Consider the following 14,325-nt stretch of genomic DNA (forward strand, 5'->3'; position numbering starts at 1 on the left):
GGGCGGAACATGTAACGAAACGCCCTCCGGCTTCCACCGGAACCTGCCGGACAGGCGCGCTGCGGGTCATGCCACGTCGAGCTTTTCCATGAACATGGCGACCGCACGCCGCAGGCTGACGACCTCCCGATCCAGCGCTGCGGCGGTATCGATCAGGACGCCGGCCTCGCCCCGGCTCTGAAGGGCGGCATGCGCCACCTCTGTAATGGTGGTTGACAGATGTTTCGCCCCGGATGACGCCTCCGTCACGTTCCGCGCGATCTCGCGGGTCGCCGCCTGCTGCTGATCCACGGCGGCGGCGACTCCCGCGGCAATCTCGTTCAGACGGTCCATGGTGCCGGTGATCTGCCCGATCGCCATGGCGGCCTCCCGCGCCACCTGCTGGATACCGGCAACCTGCGCGATGATGTCCTCCGTCGCGCGGGAAGTCTGGTTCGCGAGGCCTTTCACCTCGCTGGCAACCACGGCGAATCCCTTGCCGGCCTCTCCCGCCCGTGCCGCCTCGATGGTCGCGTTCAGCGCCAGAAGGTTTGTCTGGCCGGCGATCGATCCGATCATGTCCACGACCTCGCCGATGCGCCGGGCCGCTTCGTTCAGCCCGTCCACCGTGCCGTTGGTCAGCTTCGCCTGGGCGGATGCGGCGGCGGTCAGCCGCGCGCTTTCATTCACCTGGGCCGCGACCTCCCGGATGGTGGCGGCCAGCTCCTCCGCCGCAGCCGACACACTTTCCACCCCTTCGGCGGTCTGGCTTGCGGCCCCTGATACCCGTTCCGTCTGCCGCCCGGCTTCCTCAAGCAGCCCGCCCATGCTGCGGGACGAAGCGCCGACGCTGTGCGACGCCGTGTCCACCCGGCCGATCAGCGTGCCGATCTCCTCCTGGAAATTCTGGGAAATGCGGGCGCGGGCGTCGCGGCGGTCGGCACTCGCCTGCTCCGCCGTCCGCCGCGCCTGTTCCGCAAGGGCCGAAATCTCGCCAGCCGCAGCTTCCGCCTTGGAAATCGCCTCTTCCGACCGGGCGAGCGCCCTCTCAAGCGTCCAGGTCAGCCAGCCCAGCACGCCGCATTCGAGAATGACGACGACCGCGTGCAGGACCACTCGGCCAAAATCCGCGCCATCTGGAAAGACCGCATAGGGCAGCAGGAAGTTCAGGCCGAGATGATGCAGCGCCGTCGCCGTCGCCGCGACCAGAACCACGCGCCAATCGCAGTAGGCGGCCAGCATGGCGAAGATCGCGTAATAGTACATGTGGACGTCGATCTGCCACGGTCCCGCCGACTTGCCGACGATCAGCGACGCCATTCCGACGAAGCCCACGGCGATCAGGTAGGACGTCGTCTCCCCGTTCCGGTCCAGCCGCAAGGAAAAGGTGGCCGTCGCGGCGAGAAGAAGGGCTGCCGCCTCATGCATCCAGCCGCCGGTTCCGCTCGCCCACCCGATGGCCAGCAGCACCGGGACATGCAGCCAGAGCGCCAGCGCAAAAATGCGATTGACCCTGCTCCGCAGCCGAACAACCTCCCGCACCATCGCAACCATTTCGCCCCCCTCAGACGCCGCCGGCGTCCTTTGCTTTTTCTGCCGCCGCACAGCCCCAGGCGGCTTCGGGATCCAGGATCAGCAGAGCGCCGGCCCGGCGCAGCCGCCCGGGCAAGCCCGGTCGATCCGACCGGACCACCCATATGAAGGGAATCACGCCCGACCGCACCGGGACGGCATCCGCCCTTGCAATGATGTCCATACGGGCCGGGCTTCCAGTCCAGGGAGGGAAAAACACTGCGGCCGTGGCCGCCTGCTCCCGGGGAGCCGCCATGATCATCCCGGCAAGCGGCACGCTGAAGGCCAACAGCATCGCAGCGGGAACGAAGGTGCAAAGGCGGCGCATGGAGGCGGACCCAATGGTTTTCCGTCCTAACTTTATGTGGCTTACATCAGGCGTAGTTCTACCGTCAGTATACTACCACTTTTTGCATAGGAGAAGTGGGGTCTCTGATCGCCGACAGCAAAAAAGGGGGCCGAAACGGCCCCCTTTCCTATGCGGTCTGCGGTGCGGATGTTTTATGCCGCCTGCGTCGTCACCGACTTGCTCTGCTCCCGCGTCTTCAGCAGGCGGATGTGCGGATAATCCTCGGTCAGCCGGTTCAGGGTCCAGGAGTTGCGGGCCAGGAACACCAGCGCACCGTCATGATCCTCCGCCAGATCGCCGCGTTTGGCATCCACGAAGGCCTTCAGCTTCACCGGGTCGTCGCACTCGACCCAGCGGGCGCTGTCATAGCCCGCCGTCTCGAACCGGCCCTTCAGCCCGTATTCGGCCTCCAGACGCGCAGCCAGCACCTCGAACTGGAGCTGGCCGACAACGCCCACGACCCAGTCGGCGCCGATCATGGGCTTGAAGACCTGGGAAGCGCCCTCCTCCGCGAAATGCTCCAGCGCCTTGCGCAGATGCTTCACCTTCAGCGGGTCGTCCAGCCGGACGCGCTGCAGCAGCTCCGGCGCGAAGCTCGGCACGCCGGTGTAGCGCAGCTCCTCCCCCTCGGTCAGCGTGTCGCCGATGCGCAGCGTGCCGTGGTTGGGAATGCCGATGATATCGCCAGGGAACGCATCCTCCGCCAGCTCCCGGTCGCGCGCCAGGAACAGCACGGCGTTGTTCACCGCCAGCGTCTTGCCGGAGCGCATATGCTTCAGCTTGATGCCGCGCTTGAACTGGCCGGAGCAGAGGCGGAAGAAGGCGATGCGGTCGCGATGGTTCGGGTCCATGTTGGCCTGGACCTTGAACACGAAGCCGGTGACCTTGCCCTCGTCCGGCTTCACCTCGCGGCTGTCGGAACTCTGCGGCCGCGGCGGCGGGGCGTATTCCGCCAGGCCCAGCAGCAGCTCCCGAACGCCGAAATTATTGATGGCGGAGCCGAAGAACACCGGCGTCTGGTGGCCGGAGCGGTAGGTCTCCAGATCGAAGGGCGGGCAGACGCCGCGCACCATCTCCACATCCTCGCGCAGCTTGGCGGCAAGGTCGGCGGGGATCAGCTCGTCGATCCTCGGATCGTCGATGCCGTGGCACTCGATGCCCTCGGACGCGACGTCGCCGGCGCGGCGGTCCATCAGGATCAGCCGGTCGCGGATGATGTCGTAGCAGCCCTTGAAGTCGGAGCCGGAGCCGATCGGCCAGGAGGCCGGCGTGACCTCGAGCTGGAGGTCGCGCTCGATCTCGTCCATCAGCTCGAACGGGTCGCGGGCCTCGCGGTCCATCTTGTTGACGAAGGTGGCGATGGGCACGTCGCGCATGCGGCAGACCTCGAACAGCTTGCGGGTCTGGCTCTCGATGCCCTTTGCGGCGTCGATCACCATCACCGCGCTGTCCACGGCCGTCAGCGTCCGGTAGGTGTCCTCGGAGAAGTCCTCGTGGCCCGGCGTGTCCACCAGGTTGAAGGTGCGCTCCGCATAATCGAAATTCATCACCGAGGCGGTGACGGAGATTCCGCGCTCCCGCTCCACCTTCATCCAGTCCGACTTGGCGCGCCGCTGCTCGCCACGCGCCTTCACGGCGCCCGCCATCTGGATGGCGCCGCCGAACAGCAGCAGCTTCTCGGTCAGGGTGGTCTTGCCGGCGTCCGGGTGCGCGATGATCGCGAAGGTCCGGCGCTTCTCGACCTCTTGAAGGAGATTCTCGGGCATGGCTGTCACTACGCACTTGGTGTTCGGTCCGGATGGCCGCCCCCGTGTGGAGGGGCCACAGGGTGGAGGCTGCCGCCTTCACCACCGTCATCCGGTCGAAAGCCGGGACGACGGGAAACAAGTGAGGCTGCAAGCCCTGGAGCCTACAGCCTCACTTCACATCAGGTTACATGCCCGAGCGCGGGGCGCGGCGCAAGGGGGCCGCACCCTGGGGACCGTTGGCCCGGGGAGCGCGGGCCGGACGGCCCTCGCCCCGGAACTCGCGGTGCTCCCGCGGCTCGCGGTCCGGACGGGCTTCCCCGGCCGGACGCCCCTCGCCGGGACGCTCGTCCCGGAAGCGGGGCTTGCCCCAGCCGCCGTCGCGACCGCCCTCACGCGGGGCGCCATGACCGCCGCCATGGCCCTTGTAGCCGCCGGTCTTGTGACCGAAGGGCTTGCCGAAGCCGCCCGGCTTGCCAGCGAACCCACCCGGCCGGCGCGCCGGCTCCGGCGACGGCTCCAGACCCGGAAGGGTGCTGAAGACGGCGCGCTCGTTGGTGTAGCGCTCGATGGCCTTCACCAGCCCCATCTCCTGACGGGTGAAGAGGCTGTAGCTGATGCCGCTGTTGCCGGCGCGGCCCGTCCGGCCGATGCGGTGGACATAGTCCTCCGCATTGCGGGGCAGGTCGAAGTTGATGACGTGGGTCAGGTCGGCCACGTCGATGCCGCGGGCGGCAACGTCGGTGGCGACCACCAGGCGGACACGGCCCTGGCGCAGGGCGGTGACGACCCGGTTGCGGTCGCGCTGCTGCATGTCGCCATGCAGGGCGGCGGACGCATGGCCCTTGTCGAACAGCTCACCGGCAAGCCGGTCGGCGTCGCGCTTGGTGGCAGCGAAGACGATGCCCTTCTCGAAGCTCTCATCCGCCAGCAGGGCGTCCAGGAGCTTGTGCTTGTGGTCGAGACCGTCGGCCTTGAGCCAGCGCTGGTCGATGTTGACGGAGGTCACGACCTGACCGGCAACGTCGATGCGCACGGGATCGTTCAGCAGGCGCTTGGCCAGCCGCTCGGCATTGCCGTCCAGCGTCGCCGTGAACAGCAGGGTCTGCCGGGTCGGCGGGCACTTGGAGGAGATTTCCTCCACCGCGTCACGGAAGCCCATGTCCAGCATGCGGTCGGCCTCGTCCAGGACCAGCAGCTCGATGCCGGAAAGGTCGATCCGGTCGCGGCCCATATGGTCCAGCAGGCGGCCCGGCGTGGCGACGATCAGGTCGACACGGCGGCGCAGCATCTCGAGCTGCAAGCGGTAGGGCATGCCGCCCAGGATGGTGCCGGTATGGACGCGGGAGAACTTGGACAGCGCCTTCACATTGTCCATGACCTGGGTGGCCAGCTCACGGGTCGGGGTGAGGACGAGGACGCGGGGACCCCAGCTACCCTCGGCGCGCTGGTTCTGGGCGATGCGCTGCAGGGCAGGCAGGACGAAGGCGGCGGTCTTGCCGGTGCCGGTGTTGGCGGACGCCATGACGTCGCGGCCTGCCAGGGCATGCGGCAGGGCTTCGGCCTGGATCGGCGTCGGCTGGGTGAAGCCCAGCGCGTCGATGGCCTTCAGAAGATTTTCGGTGAGGCCGAGATCGTGGAACGTAACAGACATCTACTCTCACTCTCCAAACGGGCGGCGCCCGCCGAAGCCACGGCGGAAACGCAAAGCGCCCCTGTGCGGCGCCCCGGACGTAGACACGTCGCAGGTCCGCGATTGCAAAAGAGCGGCTCGGCTTGTTCGGAAGGTGAGGAGCAGCGCGCGGCAGCGGAACAATGCCGCCGGCGATACATGCACGACCCGAAAATTCGTCGGGGCGTACACGATGGTGCCGGACAGTCTAGTCGCCGGCACCGGGGGCCCCACAGCCACTCGGTTCAGTGCGACCACATATGGCACAGTTGTTGCCCTGTTCCAGTAGAAAATCGCAGCACACCCGCCCCGCGTTCTGAGCAGGGCAGAACCGGGCAGTCATATCCGGCAGCACGTCGGTCCCTTGTGACAGCCGACGCGCCCCGAATCAAAAGCCATCCCTCACGAGTTGCAGCCCCTGCTCCGCACCGAGCCGGATATCCCGCCCGGCGCTTGGCGGATCAGCCGCTCTGGTAATGTGGCGCAGTTCACCTACGCCATCGAGAATGAGACGCCGGATACGGGCAGCCGCCTGCACAGTCGCTGACGGTCGGCCTTTCGCCTTCCCCTCACGGCGCGATGGCTCCACAATCCCGCTCGCACGACAGGGCCTGCCGGTACGCACCGGAAGGCCCTGAAAAGAACGGGACAGGGAGATCGCATGTCCATCCGCCTTTCCGCCGGCCGGGCCGCCCTCGCCGCCGGCCTGTTTGCCATTTCGAATCTGCCTGCCGCGACGGTCCAGGCGCAGGAGCCTTCCGCCACGCTGATCCACGCCGGCACCCTGCTGGCGGTTCCGGGTGAGCAGCCGAGGTCCCGACAAACCATCATAGTCCGCGACGGTCGCATCGCCGAAGTCCGTGACGGCTATGCCGACCCGGCCGCGGTCGGAGCCGATGGCGCACGCGTGATCGATCTCAAGGACCGTTTCGTCCTGCCGGGCCTGATCGACAGCCACGTCCACATCACCGGCGAACTGGGTCCCCGCTCCCGGCTCGAGGATGTGGAGGACGATCCGGAGGATACGGTGCTGATGGGCACCGTCTTCGCCGACCGCACGCTGCAAGCCGGCTTCACCACCGTGCGTGATCTCGGCTCCCCCGCCCGGACCGGCTTCGCCCTGCGCGACGCCATCGAGGCGGGCCGAGTTGCCGGCCCCACCATCCTAGCCGCCGGGCGGATGCTCTCGGTCACCGCAGGGCATGGCGACGTGAACGGCATGAACGCCGACATCACCGAGTTCCTGCACAGCCTGCACGGGGAGAATGTCTGCGACGGTGTCGACGCCTGCCGACAGGCGGTGCGCACCCAGGTCCGCAATGGCGCGGATGTCATCAAGCTCGCTACAACCGGCGGCGTCCTGTCCAACATCGCCGCCGGCACCGGGCAGCAGATGTTCGATGACGAGGTCCAGGCCATCGTGGATACCGGCCACATGCTGGGCAAGAAGGTCTCCGCCCATGCGCACGGCACGCCCGGCATCAACGCCGCCCTGCGCGCCGGCATCGACAGCGTGGAGCATGGCAGCTACCTGGACAAGGAGTCCGTGAAGCTGTTCCGGGAGCATGACGCCTGGCTGGTGCCGACATTGCTGGCCGGCGACACCGTGGCCCGCATGGCCGCGGGCAGCAGCACCCTCACCCCCGCCCAGCGGGAAAAGGCGGCCACCGTCGGCCCGATCATGCAGAAGAACTTCGGCAGCGCCGTCCAGGCCGGCGTGAAGGTCGCCTTTGGAACCGATAGCGGCGTCAGCCCGCACGGTCAGAACGCGAAGGAGTTCAAGCTGATGGTGGATGCCGGCATGAGCCCGGCCGACGCGATCCGGAGCGCCACGACGGGTGCTGCCGCCCTGCTGGATCGTGCGGACCGCATCGGTACCATCGAGCCCGGCAAGGACGCCGACATCATCGCCGTAGCCGGGGACCCGCTGGCAGACGTGACCAGGCTGGAAACCGTGGATTTCGTGATGCGCCGCGGCACGATCCACAAGCAAGGCGGCCTGCGCCAGCCCTTCACCCCGGCCAACTGAGCAGGTGAAAAGGAAACGGCCCGGATGCCAAAGCGTCCGGGCCGTTTTCATTGGGCCGTGCGGACTTCTACTCCGCCGCCTCCGCGGCGACCGGCTGGACAGCCCGCACGTCCCAGATCTCGTCAGCATATTCCATGATGGTCCGATCCGACGAGAACCAGCCCATATTGGCCGTGTTCAGAATGGCGCGGCGGGTCCATTCCTCCTGATCGCGGTAAAGCTCCACTGCCTCCGCATGGGTGTTGCAGTAATCCTCGAAGTCGGCGGTCACCAGGAAATGGTCCGTGGCGTAGAGGCCTTCCACGATGGGGCGGAAGCGCTGCGGATCGTCGGGTGAGAAGGTGCCGGACGATATCATGTCCAGCGCCCGCTTCAGCCGCGGGTTGGCGGCGATAACCTGGCGGGGGGAGAAGTCGCCGGTGCGGCGCAACTCGCCGACCTCGTCGGCCGTCATGCCGAAGATGAAGATGTTCTCCGGCCCGACATGCTCCCGGATTTCCACATTGGCTCCGTCCAGCGTGCCGATAGTGAGCGCGCCGTTCAAGGCCAGCTTCATGTTGCCCGTGCCCGACGCCTCCAGCCCGGCGGTGGAGATCTGCTCCGACAGGTCGGCCGCGGGCATGATGACTTCCGCTTGGCTGACATTGTAGTTGGGCAGGAACACAAGCTTCAGCCGGCCATGCACGACGGGATCGTTGTTGATCACCGCGGCGATGTCGTTCGCCAGCTTGATGATCAGCTTGGCCACGTGATAGGCGGGCGCCGCCTTGCCGGCGAAGATTTTGGTGACCGGCACCCAGTCCCTGGTGGGGTTGTCCCGGATGTCGTTGTAGAGCGCCACCGTCTGGATCAGATTCAGGAGCTGGCGCTTGTATTCGTGGATGCGCTTGACCTGCACGTCGAACAGGCTGTCCACATTCACGTCCACCTGCACATGGCGGGCGATGTATGCGGCCAGCCGCTTCTTGTTCTGCCGCTTGGCGCGGCGGAACTCCTCCCGGAACACCTCGTCGTCCACGCGGGAGGCCAGGGCCCTGAGCTGCTCCAGATCCGCCACCCAGCCATTGCCGATCCGGCTTGAGATCAGCCGGGCCAGGGCCGGATTGGCCTGATGCAGCCAGCGGCGCGGGGTGATGCCGTTGGTCTTGTTGGTGATGCGGTCCGGGAAGACCTGATGGAAGTCGGCGAACACCGTCTGCTTCATCAGGTCCGTGTGCAGGGCGGAGACGCCATTGACCTTGTGGCTGCCCAGGAAGGCCAGATTGCCCATCCGAACCCGGCGGTCGCCATGCTCGTCGATCAGGGACAGACGCTGAATCTTCGCCACGTCCGCCCCGCGCTTCACGCCGTTCAGGAACTGGGCGTTGATTTCATAAATGATCTGCATGTGGCGGGGCAGCACCCGCTCCACCAGCCGCACCGGCCATGCCTCCAGCGCCTCAGGCAGCAGGGTATGGTTGGTATAGCTGAAGGTGCGCCGGGTGATGTCCCAGGCGTGATCCCACTCCAGCCCGTGCTGGTCCACCAGCAGCCGCATCAGCTCCGCGATGCCGATGGCGGGGTGCGTGTCGTTGAGCTGGATCGCCGCCTTCTCCGGCAGCTGGTCGAAGGTCCTGTGGTGCTGAAGGTAGCGGCGCAGGATGTCCTGGATGCTGGCGCTGGTGAAGAAATATTCCTGCTTGAAGCGCAGCTCCTTCCCCACCTCGGTCGCATCGTTAGGGTAGAGCACGCGCGACAGGTTCTCGGACAGCACCTTCTGCTCGACGGCCTTCAGATAGTCGCCCTCGTTGAAGTGCCCGAAGTGGAAGTCGGAGGCGGCGCGCGCCGACCAGAGGCGCAGCGTGTTGATCGTCTCCCCGCCATAACCCACCACCGGCGTGTCAAATGCCATGGCGAAGACCTTGTCCGAATCCACCCAGCGGTAGCTGGTCCGGCCGGCATTGTCGCGCACCGCCTCCACCCGGCCGTAGAACTGCACCGGATACAGCACCTCCGCCCGCGGGAACTCCCACGGATTGCCGAAGCGCAGCCAGTTGTCGGGATACTCCACCTGCCATCCGTGCTCGAACCGCTGCTCGAACAGCCCATACTCGTAGCGGATGCCGTAACCGATGCCAGGCAGGTTCCGGGTCGCCATGCTGTCCAGGAAGCAGGCGGCCAGCCGTCCCAGCCCGCCATTGCCCAGCGCCGGGTCCGGTTCCGTGTCGATCACGTCCTCCAGCCGGGCGCCGACGGAATCGAACGCCTCGCGGCAGGCCTCGACCAGCCCGAGATTGGCGAGGTTGTTGGAGAGGAGCCGGCCGACCAGGAACTCCATGCTGAGGTAATAGACCCGCTTGGCGTCCTGCGCGTAGACGGTGCGCGTGGTGTCCATCCAGCGGTCGACGACCCGGTCACGCACGGCGAGCGCTGCCGTGGTGAACCAGTCCCGGCGGGTGGCGGAGACCTTGTCCTTGCCGACCGAATAGACCAGCCACTCCAGGAACGAGCGCTTCAGCGCATCGACATCCAGCGCCTTGCGGCCGATCTCACGCGACTTGTAACGAGCGTCCATGGGCAGGAATCGTCTTTCTAGGTCTGCATCCGGACCAGGGCGTCATCCCTGATCCACACTCTGAACAGATAGCAGCGGGCAGAGTTAAGGATCGTTTGACGGCGGGCAAGCCCCATTCCGCCAACGGCAATTGCGCCCTGTTCAACGGGATTTGGCAACTGCCAATCACGAATAAGGGGCAGACACCCCCAACATGCTCAAACCGCGCAATCGTAAATCAGCAAGAGCGGATGGAAATACCGCTTCTAAAGATATTTCCAGGTTCTGCCGCAATGCAAATCAGGCCATTTCATGTCGAAAGTGGCGAACATCCGGCACTTCAACCCATTAGATCGGCAACACAACTCTCGTTTTCCCAAAGACTTGAAGTCGATTCCTGAGAAGACCTCGGAACATACCCCAGGGCGTCGCGTTTCCCAACCACACCGGCGATGATGCCGAAGCAATAGCACGTCAGGGAAACCCCTTCACCCCACCTGCGTGCTTGAGAGTGACCCGGAGGCAACAGGATGAAGAGCGACAGAGCCGATCACCTGACCGGTCCGATGCTTGGTACGGCCCCAGTGCTTCACAGCATGAGCACAGTCCGGGCCGACTAGCAGCCACTGGCCTGATCACCTTCCCCTGAACATCCGACGCGGACGGACGGTGTTGCGTCCGCGAAGGAAGTCACTTGCCCTCCGCCGGGCCGATTGCCTGGCGGACGACGGCGGAGCCATGCCCGGAACCGCCGCCGGATCACTGTCCGAATGATCACCTCCGAGCACGAGCGAGTCCCAGTCCCCCACCAGGACATCACGAAACGCAACGGAGCCCGAACATGGCCTATTCCTTCTCCGACGAGCTGGTCACCTGCATCCCCGCGCTGCATCGCTACGCCTGCAAGCTGACCCGTGACGCGACCCAGGCCGAAGATCTGACGCAGGATTGCGTCGCCCGCGCCCTGTCCCGCTCCCACCGGTTCGAGCCGGGAACCAACATGCAGGCGTGGCTGACCACCATGCTGAAGAACCTGCACTTCAATAATCTCCAGCGCGACAAGCACATGACGAAGGTCGAGCTGTGGGACCACGCCGCATCCTGCGACGCCACGCAGCTTTCACGTCTCGTCTGCCGCGATGTGGACCGCGCCTTCAAGACCCTGACTCCCTGCCAGCGCAAGGTGGTGAAGCTTGTCGCCATCGAGGGCCGCCCCTATCAGGAAGCGGCGGAGAAGCTGAACGTCTCCATCGGGACCATCCGTTCCCGTCTGTGCCGGGCGCGCGAGCGCCTGAACAACATGATGTCCGCGTAAATCCGGAGGGGGAACGGGGCGGTCCGTCCGGTCGCCGCCCCACTTTCCCGTCCTGCTCCGTACAAAAAGGGCCGATCCGGAGGGATCGGCCTTTTTGCCGTCCGGCTGTGACGGGCCGTCAGCTTTCGACCGGTTCCCCGCCGTTCGGGTGCAGGATCTGACCGCTCATATAGGCGGCATCGGCGGACGCCAGGAAGACGTAGCAGGGAGCCACGTCCGAGGGCTGCCCCACCCGGCCCAGCGGTTCGCTTCCGCCGAACTTCTCCACCTTCTCCGCCGGGAAGGTGGACGGGATCAGCGGTGTCCAGATCGGCCCCGGCGCGACGCCGTTCACCCGGATGCCTTTCTCCGCCAACTGCGCCGCCATGGAGCGGACGAAGGTTACGATGGCGCCCTTGGTGGAGGAATAGTCGACGAGCTGAGGATTGCCCCGGTAGGCGGTGACCGAGGTGGTGCAGATGATGCTGCTGTCCTTCTGGAGATGCGGCAGCGCCGCCTTGGTCAGGAAGAACTGGGCGAAGATATTGGTGCGGAAGGTCCGCTCCAACTGCTCGGCCGTGATCTCGTCCAGGCTGCCCTTGGGGTGCTGCTCGGCGGCATTGTTCACCAGGACGTGGATGCGCGGCCCGAACGTCTCGACGACGCGGGCGATCAGGTCCCGGCAGGTTTCCTCATAGCCGAGATCACCCCTGAACAGCAGGCAGCGGCGGCCCTCGGCCTCCACCAGACCGCGGGTCTCCTCGGCGTCGCGATCCTCGTTCAGATAGGCGATGGCCACATCGGCCCCTTCACGGGCGAAATGGACGGCGACGGCTCGGCCGATGCCGCTGTCGCCGCCGGTTACGACCGCGACCATACCCTCTAGTCGGCCAGAGCCCTTGTACCCGTCCCGGATATACTCCGGCCTGGGATTCATCTCGTGCTCAAGGCCCGGCTGCACGGACTGGTGCTGGGCAGGAACCGTCTTGGGTTTGCTGGAATCGCCGGTATCGGACATCACTTGCTCTCCGTTGCGGAAATCGCCGCGTCAACAGCCGAAGGAAAGCCCGCGTTCCGGGAACAAGTGCGCTGCCGTCGATGTTGACTGGGCACCCGCGGCAGCCTCACTCTCGCGGGCGGCGTTCCTCCGCTGGCGGCTCCTGTCGGCAGCGACGGGCTTCGCGCGGAAAGGAACGCAATACCGGCAAGTGCCGGATGGCAATCGGGTGGTCTGGAAAATGTTGATGAGAAAACTGACCATGCAGGACATCAACGCCTATCTCGACGGCGCTTTGAGCGACGAGGAGAGGCTTGAGATCGAAACAGTCCTCGCCCGTGACCCGGCTGCCCAGAGCATGGTGAACCGCTACCGCCGGCAGGTGGACGAGCTGCGTCGGATCTACGACCCCGTGATGGACGAGCCGGTGCCGGAGAACATGCTCTCCCTCCTGCGCAGCGGGTCTTCCAAGAACACGAAGGATTGACTGCCCCGGCCCGGGCGGGATCATGTTGTACGCGCCGCCCCTGCGGGCGGCAGGATGTCCGTTCCGCCCGACCTGATCACCCATGAAGAGACGAAGAAGCCGACGGCCGGCCGCGAAGCTGGTGCTTGGCCCCATCCTCCACGCCCGCGGCACCCAGGGTGACCGCTGGCGTGTGGCCGTCTGCGTCGTCATGGGCGGGGAGGAAGAACCGCCCGACCTTCAGGTGGAGGGCGTCGGCCTCCCGGTCCCTCCCCGGTTCCTGCACGATTGGGGAGAGGTCGACCGCACCGCCGGGCGTCTGCGGATGTGGCGCTATGACTTCGCCGTTCCGCGCGGACTTCTGGATGGCCGCGTCGCCTACGGTTTCCTGTACCAGGAGGAGCGCTGGCATTTCGCCGTGCCGGGCACGGCGGTGCCGACGCGCATCGCCTTCACCTCCTGCGGCGGGTCCGAGGACGAGTCGGAGATTCCCCGCCACGGCCTGTCCCGCAATGCCCGCTGGGCCCACCTTCTCGGCCGCCACCGGGCGGAGCCATACCATCTGCTGCTGATGGGCGGCGACCAGATCTATGCCGACGGGCTGTGGGAGCATGTGCCGGCACTGGCGGAGGTGGCGGCGCTCTCCCTGTCCCGTCGCCCTTCCGTGACCAGCCTGCCGGACGATCTGGACCTGCAGTTGGATGTCTGGTACCTGGCCACATACCGCTATACCTGGGGTCAGGCCGAAGCGGCGGCGGTGCTCGCCTCCGTCCCGAACTTCTGCATGTGGGACGACCACGACATCATCGACGGTTGGGGCAGCCACCCTGTGGAACTGCTGGACAGCCCCGCCTACCGCGCCATCCTTGCCGCTGCGACGCGGGCCTTCCGCCTGTTCCAGCTCGGCATTGCGGAGGACGACCCGGCGGAAACGGTCTGGGGCGCCGAACATGACGATGGCGATTACAGCCAGGGCCTGATCCTCAACGATGTCGGCGTGCTTGCCCCCGACCTGCGCAGCCGCCGCCGCCCCGACCGTGTCATGTCGGCCGGCACACGCGCGGCCTTGCCTGACTGGCTCGACCGCTTCCGGGAGTGCCGGCACCTGCTGGTCATGTCCAGCGTGCCGCTGGTGTTCCCCAGCTTCGGCCTGCTGGAGCGGGTGCTGAACTTCATTCCCGGACGCCAGCGGATCGAGGACGATCTGCGCGACCAGTGGCGGAGCCCGACCCATGCGGAGGAATGGAGCTGGTTCATCCGCCAGCTCGCCGCCTTCTCCCGTGAGACGCGCTGCCGCGTCACCATCCTGTCCGGGGAGGTTCATCTGGCCTCCGTCGGCGTGATCCGAGGTCTCGATCTGGAGATCTGGCAGCTCATCAGTTCCGGTATGGTGCATCCGGCCCCCTCCGACAGGCTGGTGCGCGGCATGGAGCGGCTTGCGGCCCGGCAGGAGCGTCTGTTCGACGGGCTGACGCTGGAGATGCCGGGCTTCCCGGAGACCGGGCGCAAGATGCTGCCGGCGCGGAACTGGCTCGCCCTGACCACCGGGCCGGACGGCGAACTGGTAGCCGAATGGAACGCCGAGGGCGCCCCGGCCACCTTCCGTCGCGTCATTACACGTATGTGAGCGCCCCCCTGGCGCGGCCGGAGGCACCGCGCCAGCATGGTGGGCCGCACCGTAGCCAGGGA

11 protein-coding genes are annotated in these 14,325 nt (G+C 66.4%); 5 read left to right on the forward strand and 6 right to left on the reverse strand.

Going from position 1 to position 14,325, the window contains the following annotated elements:
* Positions 1 to 66 precede the first annotated feature (66 nt).
* From DOL89_RS07755 to DOL89_RS07770, 4 genes are all read right to left on the reverse strand, one after another.
* Complete coding sequence (locus DOL89_RS07755; RefSeq protein WP_119678622.1) at positions 67 to 1,533, reverse strand: methyl-accepting chemotaxis protein; 1,467 nt, start codon at positions 1,531 to 1,533, stop codon at positions 67 to 69.
* Positions 1,534 to 1,543: 10 nt separating this feature from the next.
* Positions 1,544 to 1,879 (reverse strand): hypothetical protein, encoded by a 336-nt coding sequence (locus DOL89_RS07760; RefSeq protein WP_119678623.1) that lies wholly within the window; start codon positions 1,877 to 1,879, stop codon positions 1,544 to 1,546.
* 173 nt (positions 1,880 to 2,052) lie between these two features.
* Entirely contained in the window at positions 2,053 to 3,666 is a 1,614-nt protein-coding gene (locus DOL89_RS07765) for a peptide chain release factor 3 (protein ID WP_119678624.1), read from the reverse strand.
* Positions 3,667 to 3,832: 166 nt separating this feature from the next.
* Positions 3,833 to 5,299 carry a DEAD/DEAH box helicase gene (locus tag DOL89_RS07770; protein ID WP_119678625.1) on the reverse strand — a complete coding sequence of 489 codons (1,467 nt, stop codon included), beginning with the start codon at positions 5,297 to 5,299 and terminating at the stop codon, positions 3,833 to 3,835.
* Between the two features lie 427 nt (positions 5,300 to 5,726).
* Here DOL89_RS07770 and DOL89_RS24775 point away from each other — a divergent pair, with 427 nt between their 5' ends.
* Complete coding sequence (locus DOL89_RS24775; RefSeq protein ID WP_162937379.1) at positions 5,727 to 5,864, forward strand: hypothetical protein; 138 nt, start codon at positions 5,727 to 5,729, stop codon at positions 5,862 to 5,864.
* Positions 5,865 to 5,978: 114 nt separating this feature from the next.
* Positions 5,979 to 7,346: a metal-dependent hydrolase family protein gene (locus DOL89_RS07775; protein ID WP_119678626.1), complete on the forward strand. Its 1,368-nt coding sequence runs from the start codon at positions 5,979 to 5,981 to the stop codon at positions 7,344 to 7,346.
* Between the two features lie 67 nt (positions 7,347 to 7,413).
* Here DOL89_RS07775 and DOL89_RS07780 read toward each other — a convergent pair whose 3' ends face one another.
* Positions 7,414 to 9,900 carry a glycogen/starch/alpha-glucan phosphorylase gene (locus DOL89_RS07780; RefSeq protein WP_119678627.1) on the reverse strand — a complete coding sequence of 829 codons (2,487 nt, stop codon included), beginning with the start codon at positions 9,898 to 9,900 and terminating at the stop codon, positions 7,414 to 7,416.
* 820 nt (positions 9,901 to 10,720) lie between these two features.
* Here DOL89_RS07780 and DOL89_RS07785 point away from each other — a divergent pair.
* Positions 10,721 to 11,194: an RNA polymerase sigma factor gene (locus tag DOL89_RS07785; protein ID WP_119678628.1), complete on the forward strand. Its 474-nt coding sequence runs from the start codon at positions 10,721 to 10,723 to the stop codon at positions 11,192 to 11,194.
* A 118-nt stretch (positions 11,195 to 11,312) separates the two neighbouring features.
* Here the strand turns inward: DOL89_RS07785 and DOL89_RS07790 are convergent, their stop codons facing one another.
* Entirely contained in the window at positions 11,313 to 12,191 is an 879-nt protein-coding gene (locus DOL89_RS07790) for an SDR family oxidoreductase (RefSeq protein ID WP_119678629.1), read from the reverse strand.
* A 226-nt stretch (positions 12,192 to 12,417) separates the two neighbouring features.
* Between DOL89_RS07790 and DOL89_RS07795 the strand changes: the two genes are divergently transcribed.
* On the forward strand, positions 12,418 to 12,657 hold the full coding sequence (locus DOL89_RS07795) for an anti-sigma factor family protein (protein ID WP_225889944.1): 240 nt from the start codon (positions 12,418 to 12,420) through the stop codon (positions 12,655 to 12,657).
* A gap of 82 nt (positions 12,658 to 12,739) precedes the next feature.
* Complete coding sequence (locus tag DOL89_RS07800; RefSeq protein ID WP_119678630.1) at positions 12,740 to 14,263, forward strand: alkaline phosphatase D family protein; 1,524 nt, start codon at positions 12,740 to 12,742, stop codon at positions 14,261 to 14,263.
* Positions 14,264 to 14,325 lie beyond the last annotated feature (62 nt).

The organism is Indioceanicola profundi, from assembly GCF_003568845.1.
GTDB lineage: Bacteria > Pseudomonadota > Alphaproteobacteria > Azospirillales > Azospirillaceae > Indioceanicola > Indioceanicola profundi.

Coding starts and splice junctions, on each gene's coding strand:
- DOL89_RS07790 (WP_119678629.1), bottom strand. CDS start 12,191: ATGTCCGATACCGGCGATTCCAGCAAACCCAAGACGGTTCCTGCCCAG.
- DOL89_RS07785 (WP_119678628.1), top strand. CDS start 10,721: ATGGCCTATTCCTTCTCCGACGAGCTGGTCACCTGCATCCCCGCGCTG.
- DOL89_RS07780 (WP_119678627.1), bottom strand. CDS start 9,900: ATGGACGCTCGTTACAAGTCGCGTGAGATCGGCCGCAAGGCGCTGGAT.
- DOL89_RS07795 (WP_225889944.1), top strand. CDS start 12,418: ATGAGAAAACTGACCATGCAGGACATCAACGCCTATCTCGACGGCGCT.
- DOL89_RS07800 (WP_119678630.1), top strand. CDS start 12,740: ATGAAGAGACGAAGAAGCCGACGGCCGGCCGCGAAGCTGGTGCTTGGC.
- DOL89_RS07775 (WP_119678626.1), top strand. CDS start 5,979: ATGTCCATCCGCCTTTCCGCCGGCCGGGCCGCCCTCGCCGCCGGCCTG.
- DOL89_RS07770 (WP_119678625.1), bottom strand. CDS start 5,299: ATGTCTGTTACGTTCCACGATCTCGGCCTCACCGAAAATCTTCTGAAG.
- DOL89_RS07755 (WP_119678622.1), bottom strand. CDS start 1,533: ATGGTTGCGATGGTGCGGGAGGTTGTTCGGCTGCGGAGCAGGGTCAAT.
- DOL89_RS07765 (WP_119678624.1), bottom strand. CDS start 3,666: ATGCCCGAGAATCTCCTTCAAGAGGTCGAGAAGCGCCGGACCTTCGCG.
- DOL89_RS07760 (WP_119678623.1), bottom strand. CDS start 1,879: ATGCGCCGCCTTTGCACCTTCGTTCCCGCTGCGATGCTGTTGGCCTTC.